This is a genomic window from Phyllobacterium sp. MT110, assembly GCF_058792715.1.
In genome coordinates this window covers 80,589-101,680 of record NZ_JBXAFE010000002.1, presented here as the reverse complement: position 1 = coordinate 101,680, position 21,092 = coordinate 80,589, and the positions used below count along the sequence as shown (strand labels likewise).

22 protein-coding genes and 1 tRNA gene are annotated in these 21,092 nt (G+C 60.4%); 8 read left to right on the top strand and 15 right to left on the bottom strand.

Going from position 1 to position 21,092, the window contains the following annotated elements; genetic code table 11:
• Positions 1–46: 46 nt before the first annotated feature.
• Together AC1Q5O_RS12050 and AC1Q5O_RS12045 are read left to right on the top strand one after the other, a co-directional pair.
• Positions 47–1,045: a zinc-dependent alcohol dehydrogenase family protein gene (locus AC1Q5O_RS12050; protein WP_492563279.1), complete on the top strand. Its 999-nt coding sequence runs from the start codon at positions 47–49 to the stop codon at positions 1,043–1,045.
• Between the two features lie 85 nt (positions 1,046–1,130).
• Positions 1,131–1,718 carry a hypothetical protein gene (locus AC1Q5O_RS12045; RefSeq protein WP_346306129.1) on the top strand — a complete coding sequence of 196 codons (588 nt, stop codon included), beginning with the start codon at positions 1,131–1,133 and terminating at the stop codon, positions 1,716–1,718.
• A gap of 70 nt (positions 1,719–1,788) precedes the next feature.
• Here AC1Q5O_RS12045 and rpsA read toward each other — a convergent pair whose 3' ends face one another.
• From rpsA to aroA, 4 genes are all read right to left on the bottom strand, one after another.
• Positions 1,789–3,489, bottom strand: coding sequence for a 30S ribosomal protein S1 (gene rpsA / locus AC1Q5O_RS12040; protein WP_091879198.1), 1,701 nt, complete (start codon positions 3,487–3,489; stop codon positions 1,789–1,791).
• A 126-nt stretch (positions 3,490–3,615) separates the two neighbouring features.
• On the bottom strand, positions 3,616–4,272 hold the full coding sequence (gene cmk, locus AC1Q5O_RS12035; RefSeq protein ID WP_492563926.1) for a (d)CMP kinase: 657 nt from the start codon (positions 4,270–4,272) through the stop codon (positions 3,616–3,618).
• Positions 4,273–4,657: 385 nt separating this feature from the next.
• Complete coding sequence (locus AC1Q5O_RS12030) at positions 4,658–5,014, bottom strand: hypothetical protein (RefSeq protein ID WP_464662073.1); 357 nt, start codon at positions 5,012–5,014, stop codon at positions 4,658–4,660.
• A 5-nt stretch (positions 5,015–5,019) separates the two neighbouring features.
• The gene (gene aroA, locus AC1Q5O_RS12025) at positions 5,020–6,375 is read right to left on the bottom strand and encodes a 3-phosphoshikimate 1-carboxyvinyltransferase (protein WP_492563276.1); all 1,356 of its coding nucleotides are present in this window, start codon (positions 6,373–6,375) and stop codon (positions 5,020–5,022) included.
• A 252-nt stretch (positions 6,376–6,627) separates the two neighbouring features.
• Between aroA and AC1Q5O_RS12020 the strand changes: the two genes are divergently transcribed.
• Both AC1Q5O_RS12020 and AC1Q5O_RS12015 read left to right on the top strand, forming a co-directional pair.
• The gene (locus AC1Q5O_RS12020) at positions 6,628–7,017 is read left to right on the top strand and encodes a TIGR02300 family protein (RefSeq protein WP_105734052.1); all 390 of its coding nucleotides are present in this window, start codon (positions 6,628–6,630) and stop codon (positions 7,015–7,017) included.
• Between the two features lie 164 nt (positions 7,018–7,181).
• Positions 7,182–7,257: transfer RNA gene (locus AC1Q5O_RS12015), tRNA-Ala, on the top strand.
• Positions 7,258–7,304: 47 nt separating this feature from the next.
• On the opposite strand, the gene AC1Q5O_RS12010 is transcribed toward AC1Q5O_RS12015, so the two are convergent.
• Positions 7,305–8,078, bottom strand: coding sequence for an NIPSNAP family protein (locus AC1Q5O_RS12010; RefSeq protein ID WP_492563273.1), 774 nt, complete (start codon positions 8,076–8,078; stop codon positions 7,305–7,307).
• A gap of 105 nt (positions 8,079–8,183) precedes the next feature.
• Here AC1Q5O_RS12010 and AC1Q5O_RS12005 point away from each other — a divergent pair, with 105 nt between their 5' ends.
• Positions 8,184–8,789 (top strand): TetR/AcrR family transcriptional regulator, encoded by a 606-nt coding sequence (locus AC1Q5O_RS12005; protein WP_492563272.1) that lies wholly within the window; start codon positions 8,184–8,186, stop codon positions 8,787–8,789.
• Between the two features lie 22 nt (positions 8,790–8,811).
• On the opposite strand, the gene AC1Q5O_RS12000 is transcribed toward AC1Q5O_RS12005, so the two are convergent.
• Positions 8,812–9,183: a hypothetical protein gene (locus tag AC1Q5O_RS12000; protein WP_472462081.1), complete on the bottom strand. Its 372-nt coding sequence runs from the start codon at positions 9,181–9,183 to the stop codon at positions 8,812–8,814.
• 217 nt (positions 9,184–9,400) lie between these two features.
• Here AC1Q5O_RS12000 and AC1Q5O_RS11995 point away from each other — a divergent pair, with 217 nt between their 5' ends.
• Positions 9,401–10,354 carry a DMT family transporter gene (locus AC1Q5O_RS11995; RefSeq protein ID WP_492563271.1) on the top strand — a complete coding sequence of 318 codons (954 nt, stop codon included), beginning with the start codon at positions 9,401–9,403 and terminating at the stop codon, positions 10,352–10,354.
• A gap of 16 nt (positions 10,355–10,370) precedes the next feature.
• Here AC1Q5O_RS11995 and AC1Q5O_RS11990 read toward each other — a convergent pair whose 3' ends face one another.
• The 6 genes from AC1Q5O_RS11990 to AC1Q5O_RS11965 all read right to left on the bottom strand — a co-directional run bounded on the left by AC1Q5O_RS11990 (position 10,371) and on the right by AC1Q5O_RS11965 (position 15,344).
• A complete protein-coding gene (locus AC1Q5O_RS11990) occupies positions 10,371–10,844 on the bottom strand; it encodes an SRPBCC family protein (protein ID WP_492563269.1) in 474 nt (157 codons plus the stop codon).
• A 13-nt stretch (positions 10,845–10,857) separates the two neighbouring features.
• Positions 10,858–11,190, bottom strand: coding sequence for an ArsR/SmtB family transcription factor (locus AC1Q5O_RS11985; RefSeq protein ID WP_464662083.1), 333 nt, complete (start codon positions 11,188–11,190; stop codon positions 10,858–10,860).
• A gap of 4 nt (positions 11,191–11,194) precedes the next feature.
• Positions 11,195–11,401 (bottom strand): glutathione S-transferase, encoded by a 207-nt coding sequence (locus tag AC1Q5O_RS11980; RefSeq protein WP_346306138.1) that lies wholly within the window; start codon positions 11,399–11,401, stop codon positions 11,195–11,197.
• A 12-nt stretch (positions 11,402–11,413) separates the two neighbouring features.
• On the bottom strand, positions 11,414–11,875 hold the full coding sequence (locus AC1Q5O_RS11975; protein ID WP_492563267.1) for an OsmC family protein: 462 nt from the start codon (positions 11,873–11,875) through the stop codon (positions 11,414–11,416).
• 89 nt (positions 11,876–11,964) lie between these two features.
• Complete coding sequence (locus tag AC1Q5O_RS11970; RefSeq protein ID WP_288195144.1) at positions 11,965–12,651, bottom strand: response regulator; 687 nt, start codon at positions 12,649–12,651, stop codon at positions 11,965–11,967.
• Positions 12,648–15,344: a DUF4118 domain-containing protein gene (locus tag AC1Q5O_RS11965; protein ID WP_492563265.1), complete on the bottom strand. Its 2,697-nt coding sequence runs from the start codon at positions 15,342–15,344 to the stop codon at positions 12,648–12,650. The genes AC1Q5O_RS11970 and AC1Q5O_RS11965 overlap by 4 nt, the downstream gene beginning before the upstream one ends.
• 236 nt (positions 15,345–15,580) lie before the next feature.
• Between AC1Q5O_RS11965 and AC1Q5O_RS11960 the strand changes: the two genes are divergently transcribed.
• Positions 15,581–15,874: a Dabb family protein gene (locus AC1Q5O_RS11960; protein WP_223614040.1), complete on the top strand. Its 294-nt coding sequence runs from the start codon at positions 15,581–15,583 to the stop codon at positions 15,872–15,874.
• Here the strand turns inward: AC1Q5O_RS11960 and cueR are convergent.
• Together cueR and AC1Q5O_RS11950 are read right to left on the bottom strand one after the other, a co-directional pair.
• Positions 15,871–16,266, bottom strand: a complete 396-nt coding sequence (cueR, locus tag AC1Q5O_RS11955) for a Cu(I)-responsive transcriptional regulator (protein WP_223614041.1) — start codon at positions 16,264–16,266, stop codon at positions 15,871–15,873. The genes AC1Q5O_RS11960 and cueR overlap by 4 nt on opposite strands.
• A 7-nt stretch (positions 16,267–16,273) precedes the next feature.
• Positions 16,274–18,784 carry a heavy metal translocating P-type ATPase gene (locus AC1Q5O_RS11950; RefSeq protein ID WP_492563263.1) on the bottom strand — a complete coding sequence of 837 codons (2,511 nt, stop codon included), beginning with the start codon at positions 18,782–18,784 and terminating at the stop codon, positions 16,274–16,276.
• A 214-nt stretch (positions 18,785–18,998) separates the two neighbouring features.
• On the opposite strand from AC1Q5O_RS11950, the gene hisC reads away from it, so the two are divergent.
• Complete coding sequence (gene hisC, locus AC1Q5O_RS11945; protein ID WP_492563262.1) at positions 18,999–20,069, top strand: histidinol-phosphate transaminase; 1,071 nt, start codon at positions 18,999–19,001, stop codon at positions 20,067–20,069.
• A 52-nt stretch (positions 20,070–20,121) separates the two neighbouring features.
• Here hisC and AC1Q5O_RS11940 read toward each other — a convergent pair whose 3' ends face one another.
• The gene (locus AC1Q5O_RS11940) at positions 20,122–21,027 is read right to left on the bottom strand and encodes a methylated-DNA--[protein]-cysteine S-methyltransferase (protein WP_492563260.1); all 906 of its coding nucleotides are present in this window, start codon (positions 21,025–21,027) and stop codon (positions 20,122–20,124) included.
• Between the last annotated feature and the right edge of the window lie 65 nt (positions 21,028–21,092).

The window sequence follows — 21,092 nt, the reverse complement described above, 5'->3', positions numbered from 1 at the left end:
ACGGCATACTGCAAGCCAGCGCTCTCTGCAACAGGATGGATTTGCCATGAAAGCCATTCAATTCACTGGCCTCGGCATTGCCGGTCTCGCCGATCTTGATGAGCCGCAACTTGCGCCCGGCCATGCGCTGGTCCGGGTGATGGCATCCGGTCTGTGTCATACGGATATCGACGTGCTGCATGGGCGATACGGTAACGGCGCCTTTCCGCTTGTTCCCGGCCACGAATATGCCGGTATCGTCGAAATGATCGCGGACGATGTCACGGATGTGCGTCCCGGCGACCGTGTGGCCATCGATCCCAACATTCCCTGCGGCACATGCCGGTCCTGCCGCAAGGGATTGACCAATCTGTGCGACCGCCTTGAAGCCTATGGCGTCTCGCGCAACGGCGGCTTCGCGCAGTACAGTACGGTCAACACCGCGCACCTGCATGGCATCGGCCATCTGCCTTTTCACATTGCAGCGCTTGCCGAACCGCTGGCCTGCGTGCTCAACGGGCTCGGCAATGCCCATGCCGTACGTGCCAAAAACGCCCTTGTCTTCGGCGCGGGCCCGATCGGCTTGCTGATGGCCCTGTCGCTGCAAGCGGAGGGCGTCGAGGATGTCAGCATTGCCGACATCAATGAGGACCGGTTGAGCTTTGCCCAATCGCTCGGCCTCAAGCCGATGGTATCCGGCTCGGCTGCGCTTGGGAAGCAGGCGAAGGCGTTTGATTTTGTCGCCGATGCAACGGGTATCGCCAGGGTGGTGGAAGAGATGATCGCCTACACGGCCGATGGCGGAACGGCGCTGGTTTTCGGGGTCAGCGCGCCGGACGCACGCATTCAGATCGCCCCGTTCGAAATTTTCCGCCGCCAGATCAGTCTCGTCGGCTCCCACTCGCTCAACCGCAATATTCCCGACGCCTTGGCCATATTGCAGCGCGACAACGGAACCATGGCAAGGCTTGTCTCCCATCACCTGCCGCTGGATGACATTCTTCCCTATCTCGCGAAAGGGGCAGCAACGCCGCAGACCATGAAAGTACAATTCTCGGCAGAATAAATCTTCCAGAGGTTTGCTTCGGGTTAAGACTTGGGTAGCATAACCCCGGACCGGTCAGAATCGGTCAATTGAGGGGGAACATACAATGGACGGCAATATTCCGAGCCCGGAAGTCTTTACCCATGTGCGTGTGATCATCGGTATCATTTTGGGCCTGAGTATTTCCCGGCTGCTCACCGGTGTCGCCCGCATCATTCAGCATCCGCTGCGCAAGAATATTTATCCGATTCATCTTGGCTGGGTATTCTTCACCTTTCTGACCGTGGTGCATTTCTGGTGGTTTGAATTTTACCTGCACCAGACTTTGGTGTGGAAGTTCGAGGCCTACCTCTTCGTCATTTTTTACGCCAGCCTGCACTTTCTGGCCTGCGGTATGCTTTTTCCCGACAGCATGGACGGGTATTCCGGCTACGAAAACTACTTCATGTCGCGGCGCGCCTGGTTCTTCGGTCTGTTGATGGCGATCTTCCTGGTCGATTTCGCCGACACGGCGATGAAGGGCCGGGAGCATTTTCATTCGCTCGGACCTGTCTATCCCCTGCGCAATCTTTTCCTGATCAGTGTCTGCGGTGCCGCTGCCTATCTGCGCGAGCAGAGGATGCAGTGGCTGTTCCTCAGCCTGGCGCTTGTCTGTCAGCTCGTCTTCATCCTGATCCAGTTCGACACGATCTGAAAACGGCAAAGAAAAACCCGCCGGTCCTGGGACCGGCGGGTTTCGTTTCAGTCAGAACGTCAGGAGAAGCTTAGTTCTTTTCCTGCTTCTTCAGAGCGGCACCGAGGATGTCGCCCAGCGAAGCGCCGGAGTCGGACGAACCGTACTGTGCAACGGCTTCCTTCTCTTCAGCGATTTCCAGCGCCTTGATGGAGACCTGCAGCTTGCGGGTCTTCTTGTCGAAGGCGATGACGCGGGCGTCGACCTTCTGGCCAACCGTGAAGCGTTCCGGACGCTGTTCGTCACGATCGCGGGAAAGATCCGCACGACGGATGAACGAGTCGAGATCGTGGTCAACCAGACGGACTTCGAGGCCGCCATCGGTGATCCCCGTGACTTCAACGGTTACAACGGCGTTCTTGCGCAGTTCACCCGAGGTTGCTGCTTCACCGACCTTGTCGCCTGTGAGCTGCTTGATGCCGAGCGAGATGCGTTCCTTCTCGACGTCAACATCGAGAACCTGCGCCTTGACGACGTCACCCTTGTTGTACTCTTCGATGACCTGTTCGCCCGGACGGTTCCAGTCGAGGTCGGAGAGGTGAACCATGCCGTCCACATCGCCATCGAGGCCAATGAACAGGCCGAATTCGGTCTTGTTCTTGACTTCGCCTTCGACGATCGTGCCGACAGGGAACTTGTCTGCGAAAGTCGTCCATGGGTTGTCGAGGGTCTGCTTGAGGCCCAGCGAGATGCGGCGCTTGACCGGATCCACTTCGAGAACAACGACTTCGACTTCCTGCGTGGTCGAGAGCAGCTTGCCCGGATGCACGTTCTTCTTTGTCCAGGACATTTCGGAAACGTGGATAAGGCCTTCGATGCCTGGCTCGATTTCGACGAATGCACCGTAGTCGGTGATGTTCGTAACCGTACCGGTGATCTTTTTGCCGATCGGGTACTTCGCACCGATACCATCCCAAGGATCGCTTTCGAGCTGCTTCATGCCGAGCGAAATACGATGTGTTTCCTGGTTGATGCGGATGATCTGAACCTTGACCGTCTGGCCGATGTTCAGGATTTCCGACGGATGGTTGACGCGGCGCCATGCCATGTCGGTCACGTGCAGCAGACCATCGATGCCGCCGAGGTCAACGAACGCACCGTAATCGGTAATGTTCTTGACGACGCCTTCAACGACCTGACCTTCTTCAAGGTTCTGGACGATTTCAGAGCGCTGTTCAGCACGGCTCTCTTCAAGAACGGTACGACGCGAAACAACGATGTTGCCGCGACGCTTGTCCATCTTGAGGATTTCGAAGGGCTGCGGGTTGTGCATCAGCGGGGTAACGTCGCGGATCGGACGGATGTCGACCTGCGAACGCGGCAGGAAGGCGACGGCGCCGTCGAGATCGACGGTGAAACCACCCTTGACCTGATTGAAGATGACACCATCGACGCGCTCGCCGCGGTTGAACTTCTCTTCAAGACGGACCCAGCTCTCTTCGCGGCGTGCTTTTTCACGCGACAGAACAGCTTCGCCGAGGGCGTTTTCGATACGCTCGACGTAGACTTCAACGATATCGCCAGGCTTCAGCGAGCCGTCTTTGGCTTTCGCGCCGAATTCCTTGAGCGGTACGCGGCCTTCAACCTTGAGGCCGGCGTCAATGATCGCCATGTCTTTTTCGATGGCGACGATACGGCCCTTGACGACATAACCTTCAGCAAGGTCATTGGTGGCAAAGGACTCGGCGAGAAGAGCTTCGAAATCTTCGCGCGTTGGATTGGCTTGAGACATAAATACTCCTGGTGTGTCCGGACATCGTCATCGGACACAGCACCGGTGGTTCGTGTTGCGGTTCATCTGCGGGCCAATCCGCCCTATGCGGGCAATCCGGTGCATGGACTGGTAGCAGATGCTGGTTTAATGCCTGTTTCCCACCAAAGCCTGATCAATCAGTTTTTTGGCAGCAAGAAACGCGGTCTCTATATCCATTTCCGTCGTATCTAGCAAGTGCGCGTCGGCAGCGGGCTTCAATGGCGAGTCCGTGCGGCCCATATCGCGGGCGTCGCGGCGGGTAAGATCGGCCAGAATCTCCTCATACTGGACGGCCGCGCCCGAGGATTTGATTTCGTCAAACCGCCGCTTCGCCCGCGCTTGCGGGGAGGCGGTGATGTAAAGTTTGACCGGCGCGCCCGGGCAGACCACCGTTCCGATGTCGCGCCCGTCGAGCACGGTGCCGGGGGAGCGCTGGGCAAAAGCCTGCTGGGCGGCAACCAGCGCCCGCCGGACCGCGGGCATGACGGCAACCTTGGAAGCCGCTTCGCCCACATCATGCGTGGACAGGGCTGCCCGGTCGAGTTTCGACAGATCGATACCGCGTGCCGCCTTTTCCGCCAGAAATTCGTCGTCGAGCGCCATGTTTTGGTCGAGCAGCGCCTTGGCAACCGCGCGGTATGTCAGCCCGGTATCAAGATGATGATAGCCGTAATAATCGGCGATCCGCCGGGCCAGCGTGCCTTTGCCCGATGCAGCCGGTCCGTCGATGGCAATGGTGAAAGACGGCGCCGGCGCGTGGATATCGTCCTTTTCATCGCGGTCAAACAGCCAGTTGCCGAGGGCGAACAGCAGATAGGCCGCGGCAAGGACGAGGGTGATCAGCGGCGTGATGCCGATCGTGACGAACGCGAACCCGCCTACCGTGGTCGCCAGTGCGGAAAGCCATGCCGGCAGATAGGCGGACATGTTCTGCAGCAGCGCATCGATGGCGAATATCAGGGCAAACTGGAAGACGAACAGCCAGAACAGCAGGGCGAAGAGCCCGAAGCGGATTTTCAGCGCAAACCGTTCAATGGCGTAGGCAACGCCAACAATGACCAGGGAGGTGAGCAGGAAAAACATCAGGCACTCCCTGCCTGCAGGGGAGCCGTTGTCAACGCAGTCTGCAAATGGACAGCAGGTTCGATCATCGCTCTCTGTTTCTTGCCTTTGCGCCCATGAGGAAGCCTATGCCATAACCGACGATTGATCCGAACGCGGGCGGCAGAAGCAGAAACTGATAGGGCATCCAATCGCTTGTTCCCGCAGTCTCAGGCACGGACACATCCGGCCGGGAACCATCGGAGACATTCCACGCATAGAGGAAGATCAGGAGCAAAGGAAGAACGACCCGCATGATCGAACTCAAAATGCCGGGCCATGGCTGCGATGATCCACTGGAAATTGTGCCGCGATAGGCGCTTCGTCCCGCCCAGACGACGAACGGAACGCTCGACATCATATAAAGGGCGTAAACCGTCAGGGCGGAAAAAAGCGCGCTCATCGGTATCAGGCTGGTGTTTCCTGCACGGAAATCTCGGCACCCATGCCGCTCATCATGTCCATGAATTCCGGAAAGCTCGTGGCAATCATGGTGGAGTCATCGACGGTAACGGGTTTTTCTGCGACGAGGCCCATGACGAGGAAGCTCATGGCAATGCGATGATCGAGATGGGTCTCGACCGTGCCGCCTCCGAGGTTCTTGCCATCCGGGTGGCCGCGTACGCTCAGGGTTTCCGGGCCTTCCGTGCAATCGACGCCGTTGGCCTTGAGGCCGTTGGCAACGGCCGAAAGGCGGTCCGATTCCTTGACCCGCAATTCCTCGAGGCCGTTCATCACGGTCTCGCCGGTGGCGAAGGCCGCCGCGACGGCGAGCACGGGATATTCATCGATCATCGAGGGCGCCCGGTCAGCCGGGACGATCACGCCTTTCAGCTCGGAGGCGCGCACGCGCAGGTCCGCGACATCCTCGCCGCCGGCAAGGCGGGCATTGAGAACCTCAATACTGGCGCCCATGTCCTGCAAGGTCAGAATGAGGCCCGTACGGGTCGGGTTCATCAGCACATTGCGAATGGTGATATCGGAGCCGGGCACGAGCAGTGCCGCCACCAGCGGAAACGCCGTCGACGACGGGTCGCCGGGCACGTCGATGATCTGGCCGGTGAGCTTGCCCTGGCCCTCGATGCGGATGTGCCGGACATTGTCCTTGTCGGTTTCGACGGAAAGATTGGCGCCAAACCCCTGCAGCATCTTTTCCGTATGGTCGCGCGTCATGACCGGTTCGATGACCGTTGTCATGCCCGGTGTGTTGAGGCCCGCCAGCAACACGGCTGATTTGACCTGTGCCGAAGCCATCGGAACCCGGTAGGTAATGGGGGCGGCAACCTTGGGGCCGCGTAGTGTCAGCGGCATGCGGTCACCGTCTGATGCAGTCACCTGAACGCCCATTTCCCGCAGGGGATTAAGCACGCGGCCCATGGGGCGCTTGGATAGGGAGGCGTCGCCAATGAAGGTGGTTTCCATCGCGTAGACGCCGACGAGACCCATGGTGAGGCGGGCGCCCGTGCCGGCATTGCCGAAATCGAGCGGCGCTTCCGGCTGCAGCAGGCAGCCATTGCCGGTGCCCTGAATGATCCACACATCGCCTTCCCTCGCGATTTTCGCACCCATGGCCTGCATGGCCCGGCCGGTGTTGATCACGTCCTCGCCTTCCAGCAGGCCGGTGATGCGGGTCTCGCCCGAGGCGAGGCCGCCAAACATGAAGGAGCGATGCGATATCGATTTGTCTCCGGGAATCCGGATATCTCCGGACAGGGCCTTGGAACGGCGGGCGGTGGCGGGCTTGGGCAATGCGGAATGGGACATGAGTACGATCAATCACAAGGAAAATTGGTGTTTCATCTCGAGCCTGTAGGCGTCGGCGTTCCTAACACAGCTTGTTCGTCCGGTCATCTCGCAAATGCATAGTTCGGCCGAACGGCAATCTCGCGTCGTTTTGGCTTTGACAAATGCGCTGAATTGCGTTTATGGGACCAGAAATCCATTTGATGAGCGCTGGCATAAACGGTTGGACGATGGCATACCGGATGCAGGCGCAGCCAGAAGACGAGGCATAACGTGGTAAATCCAAAACTTGGTACCAAGCGAGTCGACCCTGAAACAGGTCAGAAATTCTACGATCTGAACCGCGATCCGATCGTCTCCCCTTATACGGGCAAGAGCTATCCGCTCAGCTATTTTGATTCGACTGTTCCTTCCGCGCGTGAGGAAGAGGAAGAGGTCGAGACCGAAGAACTCGATGTCGTTCTGGAAAAGCCGGAATTCGTTTCGCTTGAAGAAGCCGATGGCGATGTCGATGGCGACGTGCCGGATCTGGGCGACGACGTCGATGTGGATGTCGATGATGCCGATGATGATGACACGTTCCTTGCCGAAGACGAGGAAGACGAAGATGACGACGTTACCGATATCCTCGGCGGCGGCATCGGCGAAGACGACGAAAACTGATTTTGAACAAGGTCTTTCGCTCTTCCGAAAAATAACGGAAATATCCGGCGAATAGACCTTGATCTTCTCTGCGGCGGGCGATATGTACCCGCCTCGGAACGGTTCCCAACCGTTCGACTGTCCAGCCGGATTTATCCGGCTTAGCCGAAACCGGCTAATGGAATGGGGCCATAGCTCAGCTGGGAGAGCGCTTGCATGGCATGCAAGAGGTCAGCGGTTCGATCCCGCTTGGCTCCACCAAATCTTCAGTGATTTCAGAATTTTGTCCACGGCACATGGTTGCCGCTTCAGCGCAGCCGCGAGCGCGCAGTCGGCAGCAGGCGTGTCACGAGTGGCTTGCCGGTGAGATAGGCTGCAAGCCGTGTCTGCTCCGACAGCCATGCCGCGTCGTTCTCCAGTGCCGCCTTATGGGTTTTGCGTGCGGACTCATCGTCAAACCGGGAAAAGACCGCCAGCACATTTTCATTTTGCCGCACGGGCAGCCGGGTGAACGTGTTTTCGCCGTGCTCGGATGTGAAGACGGCAACCGGATTGTCGCCTCGTCCTTGCAGGAGCGGCGCGACGGACGTGCTGTAATAGCTGTGGAAGCCCTGGTCCGCAGGCCGCTTGAGTTGATAGGTGACCACTTGAAACACCGCCGGTGACGCTGCTTCGGTCGGCGATGCCGGCCGGGCGGCTGGAAGCGAAAACCCGCTGGATGATTCGGCGGGGTGAAGCAGCAGTACATTGTCGGAATCGATCATGGTGCCGTTTGCCCTGTCGCGGTGCGCGCGCCAGACCGGGCCGTCATAGAACGCGGTCAACGCCCCGTACCGGGTTGCCATATCTTCAAAGCCACGCAGCCAGACAAAGGCGTCGGGATCATCCGGATCGCGGAACTGGCCGATGACGGTCATGCCGCAGGCTTCCTGGCTTTCCAGAAAATGGGTGTCGAACAGGTCGATGAGGTCGTCACGGCGGCCGGGATGAAGCGTATAGCGCCTGAGTTCGACGATGGAACTGAAATGCCTCCCCGCCGCCGCGGTCCGCTGAACAGCCTTTGATTGCATCAATTCGGGCATCTCGTTCAATCCTCCCCATAAAACAGACCGGTCATCCTGTTTTTAATAAAACCGGTTGTCCTGTTTTTGTCAACTTGTTAGTCTGCGGCGGCATGAGGGGCTGACATGGCAAAGGATTCGATCGGAAAGCCGAAGAGGGTCAATGATCCGCAGGGAATGCGTTCACGCATCCTCGATGTGGCAGCGGACCTTTTCCAAAGGCGCGGCTATCATTCGACGAGCGTTCAGGATGTCGTTCAGGCGGCCGGGGCGACAGGCGGTGCCTTGCATCATCATTTCCCCACCAAGAAGGCCCTGGGGCTTGCCGTCATAGAAGAACGGGTGGCGCGCGAGGTCAACGCAACCGCGATCGAGCCGGTGCTGCGGGCAGACCGGCCGAAGACTGGCGTCCTGGCGTTTTTTTCCGCCGTGGCCGGCGAACTGGAGCGTCATCAGGCGGTGACGGGATGCCCGCTCAACAATCTCGCCATCGAGCTTTCGCTGGCTGATCCTGATTTTCGCCATGCGTCCAACGCCATCTTTGAGCGTTGGGTCGGGGTGCTTGCACAGAGATTCCAGGATGACGATCCGGCACTCGCACCCCGGCAGGCCGGGGCGCTGGCCACATTGGTGATCGCCGCCTATTCCGGCGCCATGGCGATGGCCAAGGCCAGCCAGAGCGCGCTGCCGCTGCGCGATTGCGCGGTGCAGTTGGAAAAGCTTTTGCCCTAGAGTTCAGACGCTGAGCCGCTTGTCAGGCCTGTCGCGAGAAAACCACCGCCGTGAACAAGAGCACGCCAGCGAACACGATCATCGAGCCGATGCCGACCAGCGGTTCCATCGCGGCATTGCCAAGCGACAGGAAATACAGCGGCGGTATCATCACAACGACACCCACGGTGTAGACAATGAACTGAAGCATTGGCAGGCGTCCGGCGGCCTTTGCCGGGTTGAGCGCGTAGTAGGTGCCGAATATCGCGCTGCTGACCCAACCGAGAAGATTGAGATGGGCGTGGGCGGGAAAGGCGCTGTGATCGCCCGATATCCCCATTTGCAGCCCCATGATGATACCCAGTAGAAACAAGATCGTCGCGGATTTGAAGAACAGCTGCGAAACCTGTGGCATGAGCGCATTCTTTCTCTGAACAGACATGACAGTCTGTGCAAATCTATAGTCTCGAATTCGGATTTGTGCCAGAGCACCGCCGCTAGCAAAAAATAGGTAGGTTGCCCTCGCCGGAGACTATTTCGCGGGCCCGTGCGGCGTTTGCTGTTTTCGACTGGATTAGCGCGAGAAAATCGATCAAACCATTCTGAAAAAGATCAGAATCGAGGAAGCTCCCATGTCTGCCCGCCCGGTTGCCCTTTCCGGAACGCCCGAATCATCCCTGGCGCGCACCGGCGTCCTGTTGATGCTGCTGGGCATGCTGATGTTCGCCCTGAACGATGTGATGGGCAAATGGCTGGTATCGACCTATTCCGTCGGTCAGGTCGTCTTTGTCCGCAGTGTCGCCGCCCTGATCATTCTCGCGCCATTCCTCTGGTATTCGGGACCGAAGAAAATCCTGCAGGTGGACCGCCCCATCCTGCAGCTTGCCCGCGTTGCCGCGTCGACGGCGGAAATTTTCGCCTTCTACTTTGCCGTCGTCTATCTGCCGCTGGCCGATGTCATGACCTATTGGCTGGCTGCCCCGATCTATGTCGCCGCGATCTCGCCGCTCGTGCTGAAGGAGCCCGTCGGCTGGCGCCGCTGGAGCGCCATCATCGTCGGTTTCATCGGCGTCGTCATTGCCCTGGAGCCGTCGTCGCAGGCCCTCACGCCACAGGCCATCATTTCCATTCTGGGCAGCATGACCTTCGCCCTGATGCTGCTGCTCGGCCGTTCGCTGCGCGGCACGCCCGATACGACGCTGGTGTTCTGGCAGATCGTCGGTGCCGGCCTTGCGGGCGCCGCCTCGCTCTATTTCGACTGGAAACCGGTCAGCCCAAGGGATCTGGTTCTGCTCGCCGTGCTCGGTGTTGTCGCCATGCTGGCGCACATGCTCGTCAACCGTGCGCTCAAGATGGCCGATGCGGCAACCGTTGCGCCGCTGCAATACACGCTTCTGTTCTGGGCCATCGTGTTCGGCTGGCTGGTGTTTGGCGACGTGCCGCGCCTGCCCATGCTGATCGGTTCAGGCTTTATCGTGGCGTCGGGCCTGTTCATCTTCTTCCGCGAACAGCAGCTGAAGCGGCAGGGGCGGATGAAGGCGGAACCGGCGGAAGCCATCGTTACCGGTTCCGGCGATCCGGTCTGAGGCAGAAAACGCCCCGTCAGGCGTTGACAGGCGCGCCTTTCAACGATGCGCCGAGAGCGTCGAGCAGCTCTTCCGTACCACGCTGGCGTTGTCCCGGCTCGTCATATCCGTCGAGAAAGGCGCCCTGCTCGGTGAAGACGAGCTTTGTGCCGGTGCCTTCCGGCTTGAGTTCCATCGTCGCGAGTGAAACGGAAATACGCCTGTCGTCGAGATACATGTCATAGCTGTAGATGATGCGCTGGTCAGGGACGATGTCCTGATAGATGGCCTCGAACCTGTGCACCGGCCCGCCTTTCGGTCCGCCGCTGTTGGTCTCGCGGCCGCCGATCCGGAAATCCATCTCGAACCGGGCGACGCCCCAATCATCGGGGCCGGCAAACCATTTGCTCTTGGCGGTCTTGTCGCTGAGCGCAAAGAAGACGCGTTCCGGGGCGGCCGCATAGCTGCGCTCGATGGTGAATGTATCGTGTTTGACAGATCTCTTCGTCATGCTTTCGCTCCGGTTACTGATTGCCGTCTTCGGCGAGAAACTCGCCCAGCCGGTCGAGCCGGCGCTCCCATGATTTGCGCCGCTCATCCATCCATTGCTCGGCCGTTCGCATGGCGGTCCATTCGATGTGGCATGTGCGCACGCGGCCGACCTTCTCCGTGCGGATCAGGCCGCTGTTCTCGAGAACCTGCAGATGCTGCACCACGGCGGGCAGGGACATGGTCAGAGGCTTCGCCAATTCACTGACCGAGGCCGGGCCGCGGCTCAGCCGTTCCACCATGATGCGCCGGGACGGGTCCGCCAGCGCCTGAAACATAAGATCGAGTGAGGCTTGTTGGTTAAGCATATGCTTAAGTAATACCGATGGCCGGATTTGTCAACGTGCGCGCCAGGGCTTCCTCGAAGTGATTGACGGCTTTCTCGAACTTGTCACGGCAGCCCGGGTTGCAGAAGCCGACAACCGCGCCCTTGTAGAGCGTGAGGCTGTCTTCGCTGATCGGGTCGCCCGACCAGGGGCAGGTGGTGTTGACCGCGTCGCTGATTTTCAGGTCTGACATGATGTTTTCCCCTTAACCCAGATCGACGCTGATATCGGTGCGCACGGAATTGGCGATGAAGCATTGTTCATGCGCCTCGTGGTGCAGGTGTTCTTCCGTTGTCCGGTCCGGTGCCGCGCCGGCATAGCGGACTTGCGGCTTCAGCACGACCTTGCTGACAAACAGCCTGCCCTGTTCGTTCTTGCCGAGTTCTCCACTTGCCGCGTCGCGATATTCATCGACGACGAAGCCGCCCTTGGCCGCGCCCGCCAGGAAAAACAGCATGTGGCAGCTGGAAAGCGAGGCGACGAAGGCCTCTTCGGGGTCGACATTCTCCGCGGCGGAATAGGGCAGCCGGACAATATGCGGCGATGAGGATGCCGGCACCTCGGCGCCGCCGTCGAACTGCCAGACATGGGCGCGGCTGTATTTGTTGTCGGTAAATGCGGCATCTGGAGCACGGTTCCATAGAACCGTCGCGCTGAAGGAGGTCATGGGCGTTTCCCGAATCTGTTGTTGAATTGACCGAAGCTTGTCAAAGCTTGGCACCATTGTCGACAGGAACTTCAGGCTGCGGCCGATCTCTATTCCGCGATGAACCGGTATCCGACCCCCGGCTCGGTGCGGATGAAGTGCGGGTGGTTGGGATCTTCCTCGATCTTGGCGCGCAGCTGTCCGACAAAAACCCTGAGATAATGCAGGTCTTCCACGTGGGCCGCTCCCCAGATCGATGCCAGGAGATGGCGATGGGTGACGACAAGTCCGGGATGCAGGACAAGGTGGACCAGCAGCTGGTATTCCTTGCGGGTCAGATGCACCGCTTCGCCCTTGAGCGTCACCACCCGCTTGACCATGTCAACAACGAGGCCGTTGCTTTCAAAGCGCGAGGGAACGCTGGTTCCCGCCACTTTCTGACGCAGCGCCGTGCGCACGCGCGCCAGCAGTTCGCCGATGCCAAAGGGCTTTTCCACGTAGTCATTGGCGCCGAGATCAAGCGCGGCGATCTTTTCGACTTCCCGGTCGCGCGCCGACAGGACGATGATGGGCACTTCGGAAAAGGCGCGCACGGTCTTGATGACCTCCTTGCCGTCCTTGTCGGGAAGGCCAAGGTCGAGAATGACAAGGTCGGGCGCGCTGGTGGCGATCAACCGTTCCGCATCCGCACCCGTGGCGGCGGAGATGACGTCATAGCCCGATGCCGTCAGTGCCGGATGCAGGAAACGCTGAATCTGCGGCTCGTCGTCGACAACCAGAATGCGGTTCTCGTTCATGGTGTCGCATCTCCGCTCTCGCTTGTATCGAAAATAGGAAGCCGGATAATAAACCGCGTACCGCGCTTGCGGATGGCTGGACTTTCCGCCTTGATCGTGCCGCCCATGGCTTCAACGAAGCCGCGGCAGATCGACAGGCCGAGGCCGGTTCCCGCCGCCCGGCCATCGCCTTTGACGCGCCGGTAGAATTTTTCGAAGATGCGGTCAATGTCCTTTGCCGGAATGCCCTTGCCCTGATCGGTGACGCTGATTGCCACCTCCGTCGCATCCTGCTTTGCGTAGATGGTGATCGGGCTGTCGCCGCCATATTTCGCTGCATTGTCGAGCAGGTTGAACAGCACCTGTCCGAGCAGGGACGAATCCCCGCTGACGGTGGCAAGGTCCGGAGCGATGCTGATCTCGATGGCGACGCCCGGTTTGAGCCGCTTCATGCGCTCGACCGATGAAATGATGATATCCGCCGCATCGACAGGGCTGTGCTTGACCTTCAGTGTACCGGCTTCGATCCGGGTCATGTCGAAAAGATTGGAGACAAAACGGGTCAGGCGCCCCGATTCCTCCTCGATGGAAAGCAGCAGATCGTCGTGGCTTTCCGGCTTGATGCGGCTGCCAAGCTCGCGCAGCGTGGTGACGGCGCCCGTGATCGAGGCCAGCGGTGTCTTCAGGTCGTGGGACAGGGAGGAGAACAGCGCGGCATGCAGTTTTTCGCTTTCCTGCAATGCTGCCGTCTTGGCATTTTCCCGCACCAGCTGGGCACGGTCGATGGCGATCGCCGTCTGATCGAGAATGGCGACCAGCATGCGGTCTTCGCTTTCCGTCAGCGAGGCCGGGTGCTCGGTCATGGAAAGGCCGAGCACGCCGGCAACGCCGTGCGATGTCATGATCGGCAGGAACTGCCAGCTGATCTGCGGCAGCGTGCCCGTGTCATGCCCGGACCGTTCATTCTTCTCGAATGCCCAGCGCACCGCTGTCATGTCCGTATTGTCGAGCGTCATGTCAGGCGGCCATGCGGTCTGCAGCGACAGGTCGCCGTCTTCCGGCAGCAGGATCACCACCCCCGTTCCAAGCGTTGAATGCAGGTGCATGGCTGCAGCCACAAGCACATCATCCAGCCGGGCGGTACCCGATAGCTTGCGCGAGAATTCGTAGAGAGCCTGCGTGTTTTTTGCCTGGTTGCGCGATCGCGCCACCTGGTCGCGCAAACGCCCGGCGAGATCACCGATCATCAGGGCCACGCCGAGAAAGATGATCAGCGAAAACAGCTGATGCGGCTTGGCTATGCTTAAGTTGTGGACCGGCTCGATGAAAAAGTAGTTGTAGAGAACAAACGACAGGCCGGCAGCAATGATGGCGGCAAAACGCCCGCTCGACATCGCCGACAGGATGACGGCAACGAGATAGAGCATGGAAAGGTTTTGCGGGTGGACGATCTCGCTGGCGCCAAGCCCCAGAAGCGTCGTCACAGCTGTTGCCGCTATCGGAATGGCGATGGATGTGGCGAGTTCGCGTGCCGAGCGCTTCTGCGGCGCCGGGGGCACATAGGGCTTGTCCTGCTCGTCCCCGGTGACAATGTGGACGCCGACATCGGTGAAGCGTTTGACGATCTCGTCGGGAAGCGACCGCCGGAACGGATTGGAGAAACGCTTGCCTTTCGGGCGGCCGAGCACGACCTGCGTCACATTCTCGCGCCGCGCAATGCGGAAAATCTCGTCGACAAAGTCCCGGGCGATCACGCGCCGCGTTTCCGCGCCGAGCCTTTCCGCCAGGTCAAGGATCTCATCAAGCCGCTGGTTTGCCGCCGTGTCCATGCCCGCATCGCTGGTCTTGGTCAGTGAAACCACCAGCCACCGGGCGTTGAGGCCGGAGGCAAGGCGGCTCGCGGTGCGGACAACCTTTTCGGACAGGCTGTCCGGTCCGACGCAGACCAGAAGCCGCTCGCCGGTGGCCCAGGGACCCTCGATCGCGTTTTGCCGCAAGAGGTCGATCATCTGGTCGTCGACGCGATCGGCGGTACGGCGCAGGGCAAGCTCGCGCAAGGCGGTGAGGTTGGCCGGTTTGAAGAAACCCCGCGCTGCCCGTTCGGCGTTGCCGGGCAGGTAGACCTTGCCCTCCTTCAGCCGGGCAATCAGTTCCGCCGGCGGCAGATCGACCAGCAGCACCTCGTCGGCGCGTTTGAGGACCACATCCGGCACGGTCTCGCGGACAGTCACCCCGGTGATCTTTGTCACCAGGTCGGACAGGCTTTCCAGATGCTGGACATTCATCGCGGTCCAGACATCGATGCCCTGCCAGATCAGCTCTTCAATGTCCTGATGACGTTTGGGGTGCCGGCTGCCGGGCGCGTTGGTGTGGGCGAGTTCGTCAAGGACCAGCACTTTCGGCTTGCGTGCCAGGGCCGCGTCAAGGTCGAATTCTTCCAGCGTGCGGCCCCTGTAGCCGATCTGCTTGCGCGGCAGCACGTCCAGTCCGTCAAGAAGTTCGGCGGTTTCCGCGCGCCCATGCGTCTCGGCAAGGCCGATGACGATGTCGGTGCCGTCTTCCTTCAGACGTTGCGCCCGCACCAGCATGGCATAGGTTTTACCCACGCCGGGGGCAGCGCCGAGGAAAACGGTCAGCTTGCCGCGCGATTCGCGCGTGGCCAGCTCCAGCAGCTTGTCAGGATCGGGTCGTGTCTGTTGACCGTGGTCGGCCATATACGCCTCAGTTTGCTTTTTCAGGTCGCTTGCGCCGGTTGAGCGCCAGAACCTTTACCCCACCCTTGGTGGAAATGCCAAGGGCAGGATGCCGCGTGTTCGCAGCCACCAGGGCAGACTGTGTGCCGGACCGGCAAAATGCCGGTCATGGAGGCCGCCTGCGACAGCACACCTATTGACGTCGAAGGCGGGTGCTTTAAAAGTCCGCGCCAGTTCGATCAAGCAGGAACAAGACCGTGATCCGCCATATTGTATTCTTCAGCGCCCGCAATCCGGATGATGTCGACACGATCCATACGCGTCTCAAGCGGCTTGGAGAAATTCCGCACTCCCTCGTGTTCGAGGTCATGAAGAACACCAAGACCGATCCGATCTCGGGTGAAATCGATATTGTCGTTTATGGCGAGTTCGCAAGCGCCGAGGCGCTGGCCGCCTACAAGGCGCACCCGATCTACAGTGAAACCACAGCGGTGGTTCGCCCCTTGCGCGAATTGCGCATTTCGGCCGATGTGGTTTCCACGCTGGCTTAAGCGTCAGCCGTACCGGAAATACTTTCCAGAATCGGGCAGTCCGGCCGCTGGTCGCCATGGCAATGGGCGACCAGATGCTGCAAGGTGTGCTGCAGTTCGCGCAGTTCGGTGATCTTGCGCTCGATTTCCTTCAGTTTCGTCCGGGCGATGCTTTTGACATCGGAGCTCGCGCGCTCCTTGTCTTCGTAGAGCGCCAGAAGCTGGCGGCATTCCTCCACGGAAAATCCAAGCCCGCGCGAGCGTTGCAGGAAACGCAGCTTGTGCACATCCGACATCGAATAATCCCGGTAGCCGTTGTCGGACCGGTCGGGCTTCAGCAGCCCGATATCCTCGTAATAGCGGATGGTCTTGGCCGGGAGGCCCGATTTTTCCGATGCATGGCCGATATTCATGGGAACCTCACAGTTTCAGTGTCCGCAGCCGCAATGCATTGGCAATGACCGATACGGAGGAAAGGCTCATTGCCGCTGCCGCCAGCATGGGCGAAAGCATGGCGCCGAAGACGGGATAGAGCACGCCCGCAGCAACCGGCACGCCCAGCACATTATAGACAAAAGCGAAGAACAGGTTCTGCTTGATGTTGCGGATGGTTGCATCCGCGAGATGACGGGCACGGACAATGCCGTTGAGGTCGCCCTTCACCAGGGTAATGCCCGCGCTTTCCATCGCGACATCGGCGCCGGTACCCATGGCAATGCCGACATCGGCCGCGGCAAGCGCCGGGGCATCGTTGACGCCGTCACCGGCCATGGCGATCTTTGCGCCCTTGGCCCGGAGCTCATCGACCAGCCGCTTCTTGCTCTCGGGCATCATGTCGGCGCGCACTTCATCGATGCCGAGCCGGGCGGCGACCGCCTGGGCGGTGATCTTGTTGTCGCCGGTCGCCATGATGATGGTAAGGCCAGCCTTGTGCAGCAGGCGGATTGCCTCAGCCGTCGTGGCCTTGATCGGGTCGGCCACCGCGATGATGCCGGCGGCCTTGCCGTCGACCGCCATGAACAGGACACTCTTGCCGCCGGTCCGCAGTGCATCGGCCTTCCCGCTCAGGGCGGATATGTCGGCACCAGCGTCCTGCATCATGGCCTTGTTGCCGAGCGCAACAGACTGCCCGCCGATGCTGCCGGAAACGCCCTTGCCGGTCACCGCTTCGAACGTTTCGGCCTTGAGCAGGGTGAGAGTGCGGGCTTTCGCACCTTCGACGATGGCTTCGGCAAGCGGATGCTCCGAGCCCTTTTCGAGGCTGGCTGCAAGAATCAGCAACTGGTCCTCGGCAAATGGTCCGTCTGCAATGACGTCGGTGAGTTTCGGCCTGCCTTCGGTGAGGGTGCCGGTCTTGTCCACGATCAGCGTATCGACACCGGCAAAACGTTCCAGCGCTTCCGCATCCTTGATCAGCACACCGGCCTGCGCGCCGCGCCCTGTGGCCGTCATGATCGACATGGGCGTTGCGAGACCGAGCGCGCAGGGACAGGCGATAATCAGCACCGAGACGGCCGCGACAAGGCCGTAGATCATGCCGGGTTCCGGTCCGAACCAGGCCCAGGCGATGAACGAGACGATGGCGACGAGAACCACCGCAGGCACGAAATAGCTGGCGACGCGGTCCGCCAGGCCCTGAATGGGCGCGCGCGAGCGTTGGGCGGTGGCGACCATGCCGACAATCTGCGACAGGACCGTATCGGCGCCCACTTTCTCCGCCTTGATCAGCAGCGTGCCGTTGCGGTTGAGTGTGCCGCCGGTCACCGGATCGTTCTCAGTCTTTTCAACGGGCAGCGGTTCGCCCGTCAGCATGGATTCGTCGATGGACGAGCGGCCTTCCAGCACGATGCCATCCACCGGCACACTGTCACCTGGACGGACCCGCAGCCGGTCACCCGCCACGACCTCGTCCAGCGGGATATCGTTTTCCGTCCCGTCTGCTGCCACGCGGCGCGCGGTTTTGGGCGCAAGGTCAAGCAGGGCGCGAATGGCGGACCCGGTGCGCTCGCGCGCTTTCAGCTCCAGGATCTGTCCGAGGAAGACAAGCGTAACGATAACGGCCGCCGCCTCGAAATAAACCGGCACACTGCCGCCATGCATGCGGAAGGCATGCGGGAAAATGTCGGGGACGAGTGTTGCCACGACACTGAACGCATAGGCCGCACCGACGCCGATGGCGATGAGCGTCCACATGTTCGGACTGCGGTTGACGAGGGATGCCCAGGCGCGTTCGAAGAAGGGGATGGCCGCCCAGAGGACAACCGGGGTGGCGAGGACCAGTTCCAGCCAGATCGCGCGGCTTTCCCCGATCCAGTCGCGGAAAGGCAGGCCAAGCATGGGGCCCATGGTGATGAAGAGCAGCGGTATGGAACAGAGCGCGCTGATCCAGAACCGGCGGGTGAAATCGACGAGTTCAGGGTTCGGGCCTTCATCCCCGGTGGGAATGCCCATGGGTTCGAGCGCCATGCCGCACAGCGGGCATGACCCCGGGCCGTCCTTGACGATTTCCGGATGCATCGGGCAGGTATATTGGGTTCCCGCCGGCATCGGCATCGGCGCCGGCCTGTCGCCGAGATAGTCCTGCGGCGCCTTTTCGAATTTCGCCATGCAGCTGGCCGAGCAGAAATAATATTTCTCATTGTCGTGCCGCAGGAAGTGTTTTGCCGTTGCCCGGTCGACGGTCATGCCGCAGACCGGATCGATCGCCGTCAGATAGGGCTCCGGGTCGGTCGTGAATTTCTTGTGGCAGCCCGCCGAGCAGAAGTGAAACACCCGGCCCGCATGCTCCGCTGTCGGCTTGCCGGCCGTAGGGTCAACTAGCATGCCGCAGACCGGATCGCGCACGACCTCCGCCTGCGCCGCGTGCGTACTGCAACAGCTGTGGTCATGGGTGCTATGAGCGTGATCGTGGTCGTGATGGTCATGTTTCATGATGGAACTTTCGACATGTACGGGAAGATAGTGATGCAAAGGTAATTCTTCCAGTAACTGGAAGGTCAAGGCCTGCCCGAAAGTTTCTTCAATGCAGCGCAATGGCTGGGGATTTCGATTGTTGCAAGAGTCTGTTTTTGCCATGGTACGGGAATCGACGCGCACTGTTCGCTTGAATCGCGATCACCCGGCCAACGCAGTACTGGACATTTAGATGAGCCGTTTTTGGAGTTCTCTCGTGCACACATTGACCCCGTATGTCGCGGGAGAGCAACCGGTGCTGCCCGATCTGATCAAGTTGAACACCAATGAAAACCCATATGGTCCGTCACCGCGCGCATTGGCGGCCATAGCAGCCGAGACGACGGAAGCGCTGCGGCTCTATCCCGATCCAACGGCGCACAGGCTGAGAGAAGCCATCGCCAAAAGCCATGGGCTTGACGCCAATAACGTTTTTGTCGGCAACGGATCTGACGAAGTGCTGGCGCACGTGTTCCAGGCACTGCTGAAACACGACAAGCCCTTGCTGTTTCCGGATGTCACCTACAGTTTCTTCCCCACCTACTGCCGTCTCTACGCAATAGACTTTCGGGCTGTTCCACTCGATGACACGATGGCGGTCCGCATTGCCGACTACCGGCAGGCATGCGGCGCGATCATCCTGCCCAATCCGAATGCCCCGACCGGCACGGCCTTGCCCCTGGCGGAAATCGAGACATTGCTTGCCGATCATCCCGACCAGGTCGTGGTGGTCGATGAAGCCTATGTGGACTTTGGTGCACAAAGTGCGATCCCCCTGGTCGCACGCTTCCCCAATCTGCTCGTGACCCAGACCTTTTCAAAGTCGCGCGGGCTGGCCGGTCTGCGCGTCGGCTTTGCCGTCGGGCAGCCTGCGCTGATTGAAGCGCTGCAACGGGTGAAGGACAGTTTCAACTCCTATCCCCTCGACCGTCTCGCCATCGCGGGAGCGGTTGCCGCGTGGGAAGATACGAAATGGTTCGAGGAAAAACGCGACCGGATCGTGGCCACCCGGGAAAGATTGTCCGTCGCCTTGCGCGCACTGCAGTTTGAGGTTCTTCCGTCGGCGGCCAATTTTCTGTTTGCACGCCATGCCACACTGGTCGGCGCGCAGATCGCCGCCGAGCTTAGAAGCAAGGCCATTCTGGTCAGGCATTTCCCGAAACCGCGCATACACGACTATCTGCGCATCAGCATCGGCACGGACGAAGAGTGCGAGACGCTTCTGTCCGGCTTGGCCGATGTGATCGCATCGTTGAAAGGATAAAAGCCCGGCATTGCTGCCGGGCCTTGATGGGTGTCTCGGGAGGATGCGGCGATCAGCCGGAACGGGCCATGTCGAGTTGCGTGCCGTCGCCCATCTGCCCGGCTTCCCAGCCGAGAATGGCGCGTTTGCGGGTCAGGCCCCAGTGATAGCCGGTGAGGGCGCCGGATTTGCCGACGGCGCGATGGCACGGAACCACGAAGGAAATCGGGTTGGCGCCCACCGCAGCACCGACGGCGCGGGAGGCTTTGGGCGAGCCGATTTCCTGGGCGATGTCCGAATAGGCACAGGCCTTGCCCATCGGCACCTTCAGCAGGGCTTCCCAGACACGCAGCTGGAAGTCCGTGCCGATCATCACCACTTTCAGCGGCCGGTCCGAACGCCATTCAGCCGGGTTGAACACCCGTGCCGCATAGGGCGACGTGGCGCCAAGGTCTTCGACATAGGTGGCATTGGGCCAGCGCGATGTCATGTCTTCCATGGTTTCGCGTTCATGCCCCTGATCGGCAAAGGCAAGACCCGCCAGCCCGCGATCCGTCACCATCACCAGGGCCCGCCCGAAGGGCGAGATATGGAAGCCGTAACGGATGACGAGGCCCGCACCGCGGGTCTTGTAATCGCCCGGCGACATCCCCTCATGGGTGACAAACAGGTCGTGCAGGCGGCTTGGCCCGGACAGGCCGGTTTCCATGGCCGTCTCCAGCAGCGGCATGCCCTCGTCGAGCAGGCGGCGGGCATGATCGATGGTCACGGCCTGCAGAAAACCTTTCGGCGACAGGCCGGCCCAGCGGGTGAAAAGCTTCTGCAGGGCCGTCGGTGAAAGTCCTGCCTCCTTGGCCAGGACCTCGAGCGATGGCTGGTCGCGATAATCCTCGCTGATCCGCTCGATGATATGGCTGACAATGGCATAGTCATTGCCCGAAGGCGTAATATCGTTCTGAAGGATGGCATGCGGTTTCATGGTGGTTACCTCATTCCGGCATGATCCGATGCGTTGCACCGCAAAGACAGATCAGGCTTTCAATT

Coding starts and splice junctions, on each gene's coding strand:
- AC1Q5O_RS11990 (WP_492563269.1), bottom strand. CDS start 10,844: ATGACGAAGAGATCTGTCAAACACGATACATTCACCATCGAGCGCAGC.
- AC1Q5O_RS11995 (WP_492563271.1), top strand. CDS start 9,401: ATGTCTGCCCGCCCGGTTGCCCTTTCCGGAACGCCCGAATCATCCCTG.
- AC1Q5O_RS11985 (WP_464662083.1), bottom strand. CDS start 11,190: ATGCTTAACCAACAAGCCTCACTCGATCTTATGTTTCAGGCGCTGGCG.
- AC1Q5O_RS12050 (WP_492563279.1), top strand. CDS start 47: ATGAAAGCCATTCAATTCACTGGCCTCGGCATTGCCGGTCTCGCCGAT.
- AC1Q5O_RS12000 (WP_472462081.1), bottom strand. CDS start 9,183: ATGCCACAGGTTTCGCAGCTGTTCTTCAAATCCGCGACGATCTTGTTT.
- AC1Q5O_RS12010 (WP_492563273.1), bottom strand. CDS start 8,078: ATGCCCGAATTGATGCAATCAAAGGCTGTTCAGCGGACCGCGGCGGCG.
- rpsA (WP_091879198.1), bottom strand. CDS start 3,489: ATGTCTCAAGCCAATCCAACGCGCGAAGATTTCGAAGCTCTTCTCGCC.
- AC1Q5O_RS12030 (WP_464662073.1), bottom strand. CDS start 5,014: ATGAGCGCGCTTTTTTCCGCCCTGACGGTTTACGCCCTTTATATGATG.
- AC1Q5O_RS11965 (WP_492563265.1), bottom strand. CDS start 15,344: ATGGCCGACCACGGTCAACAGACACGACCCGATCCTGACAAGCTGCTG.
- AC1Q5O_RS11950 (WP_492563263.1), bottom strand. CDS start 18,784: ATGAAACATGACCATCACGACCACGATCACGCTCATAGCACCCATGAC.
- hisC (WP_492563262.1), top strand. CDS start 18,999: ATGAGCCGTTTTTGGAGTTCTCTCGTGCACACATTGACCCCGTATGTC.
- AC1Q5O_RS11940 (WP_492563260.1), bottom strand. CDS start 21,027: ATGAAACCGCATGCCATCCTTCAGAACGATATTACGCCTTCGGGCAAT.
- cueR (WP_223614041.1), bottom strand. CDS start 16,266: ATGAATATCGGCCATGCATCGGAAAAATCGGGCCTCCCGGCCAAGACC.
- AC1Q5O_RS12005 (WP_492563272.1), top strand. CDS start 8,184: ATGGCAAAGGATTCGATCGGAAAGCCGAAGAGGGTCAATGATCCGCAG.
- AC1Q5O_RS12045 (WP_346306129.1), top strand. CDS start 1,131: ATGGACGGCAATATTCCGAGCCCGGAAGTCTTTACCCATGTGCGTGTG.
- AC1Q5O_RS11975 (WP_492563267.1), bottom strand. CDS start 11,875: ATGACCTCCTTCAGCGCGACGGTTCTATGGAACCGTGCTCCAGATGCC.
- aroA (WP_492563276.1), bottom strand. CDS start 6,375: ATGTCCCATTCCGCATTGCCCAAGCCCGCCACCGCCCGCCGTTCCAAG.
- AC1Q5O_RS11980 (WP_346306138.1), bottom strand. CDS start 11,401: ATGTCAGACCTGAAAATCAGCGACGCGGTCAACACCACCTGCCCCTGG.
- AC1Q5O_RS11970 (WP_288195144.1), bottom strand. CDS start 12,651: ATGAACGAGAACCGCATTCTGGTTGTCGACGACGAGCCGCAGATTCAG.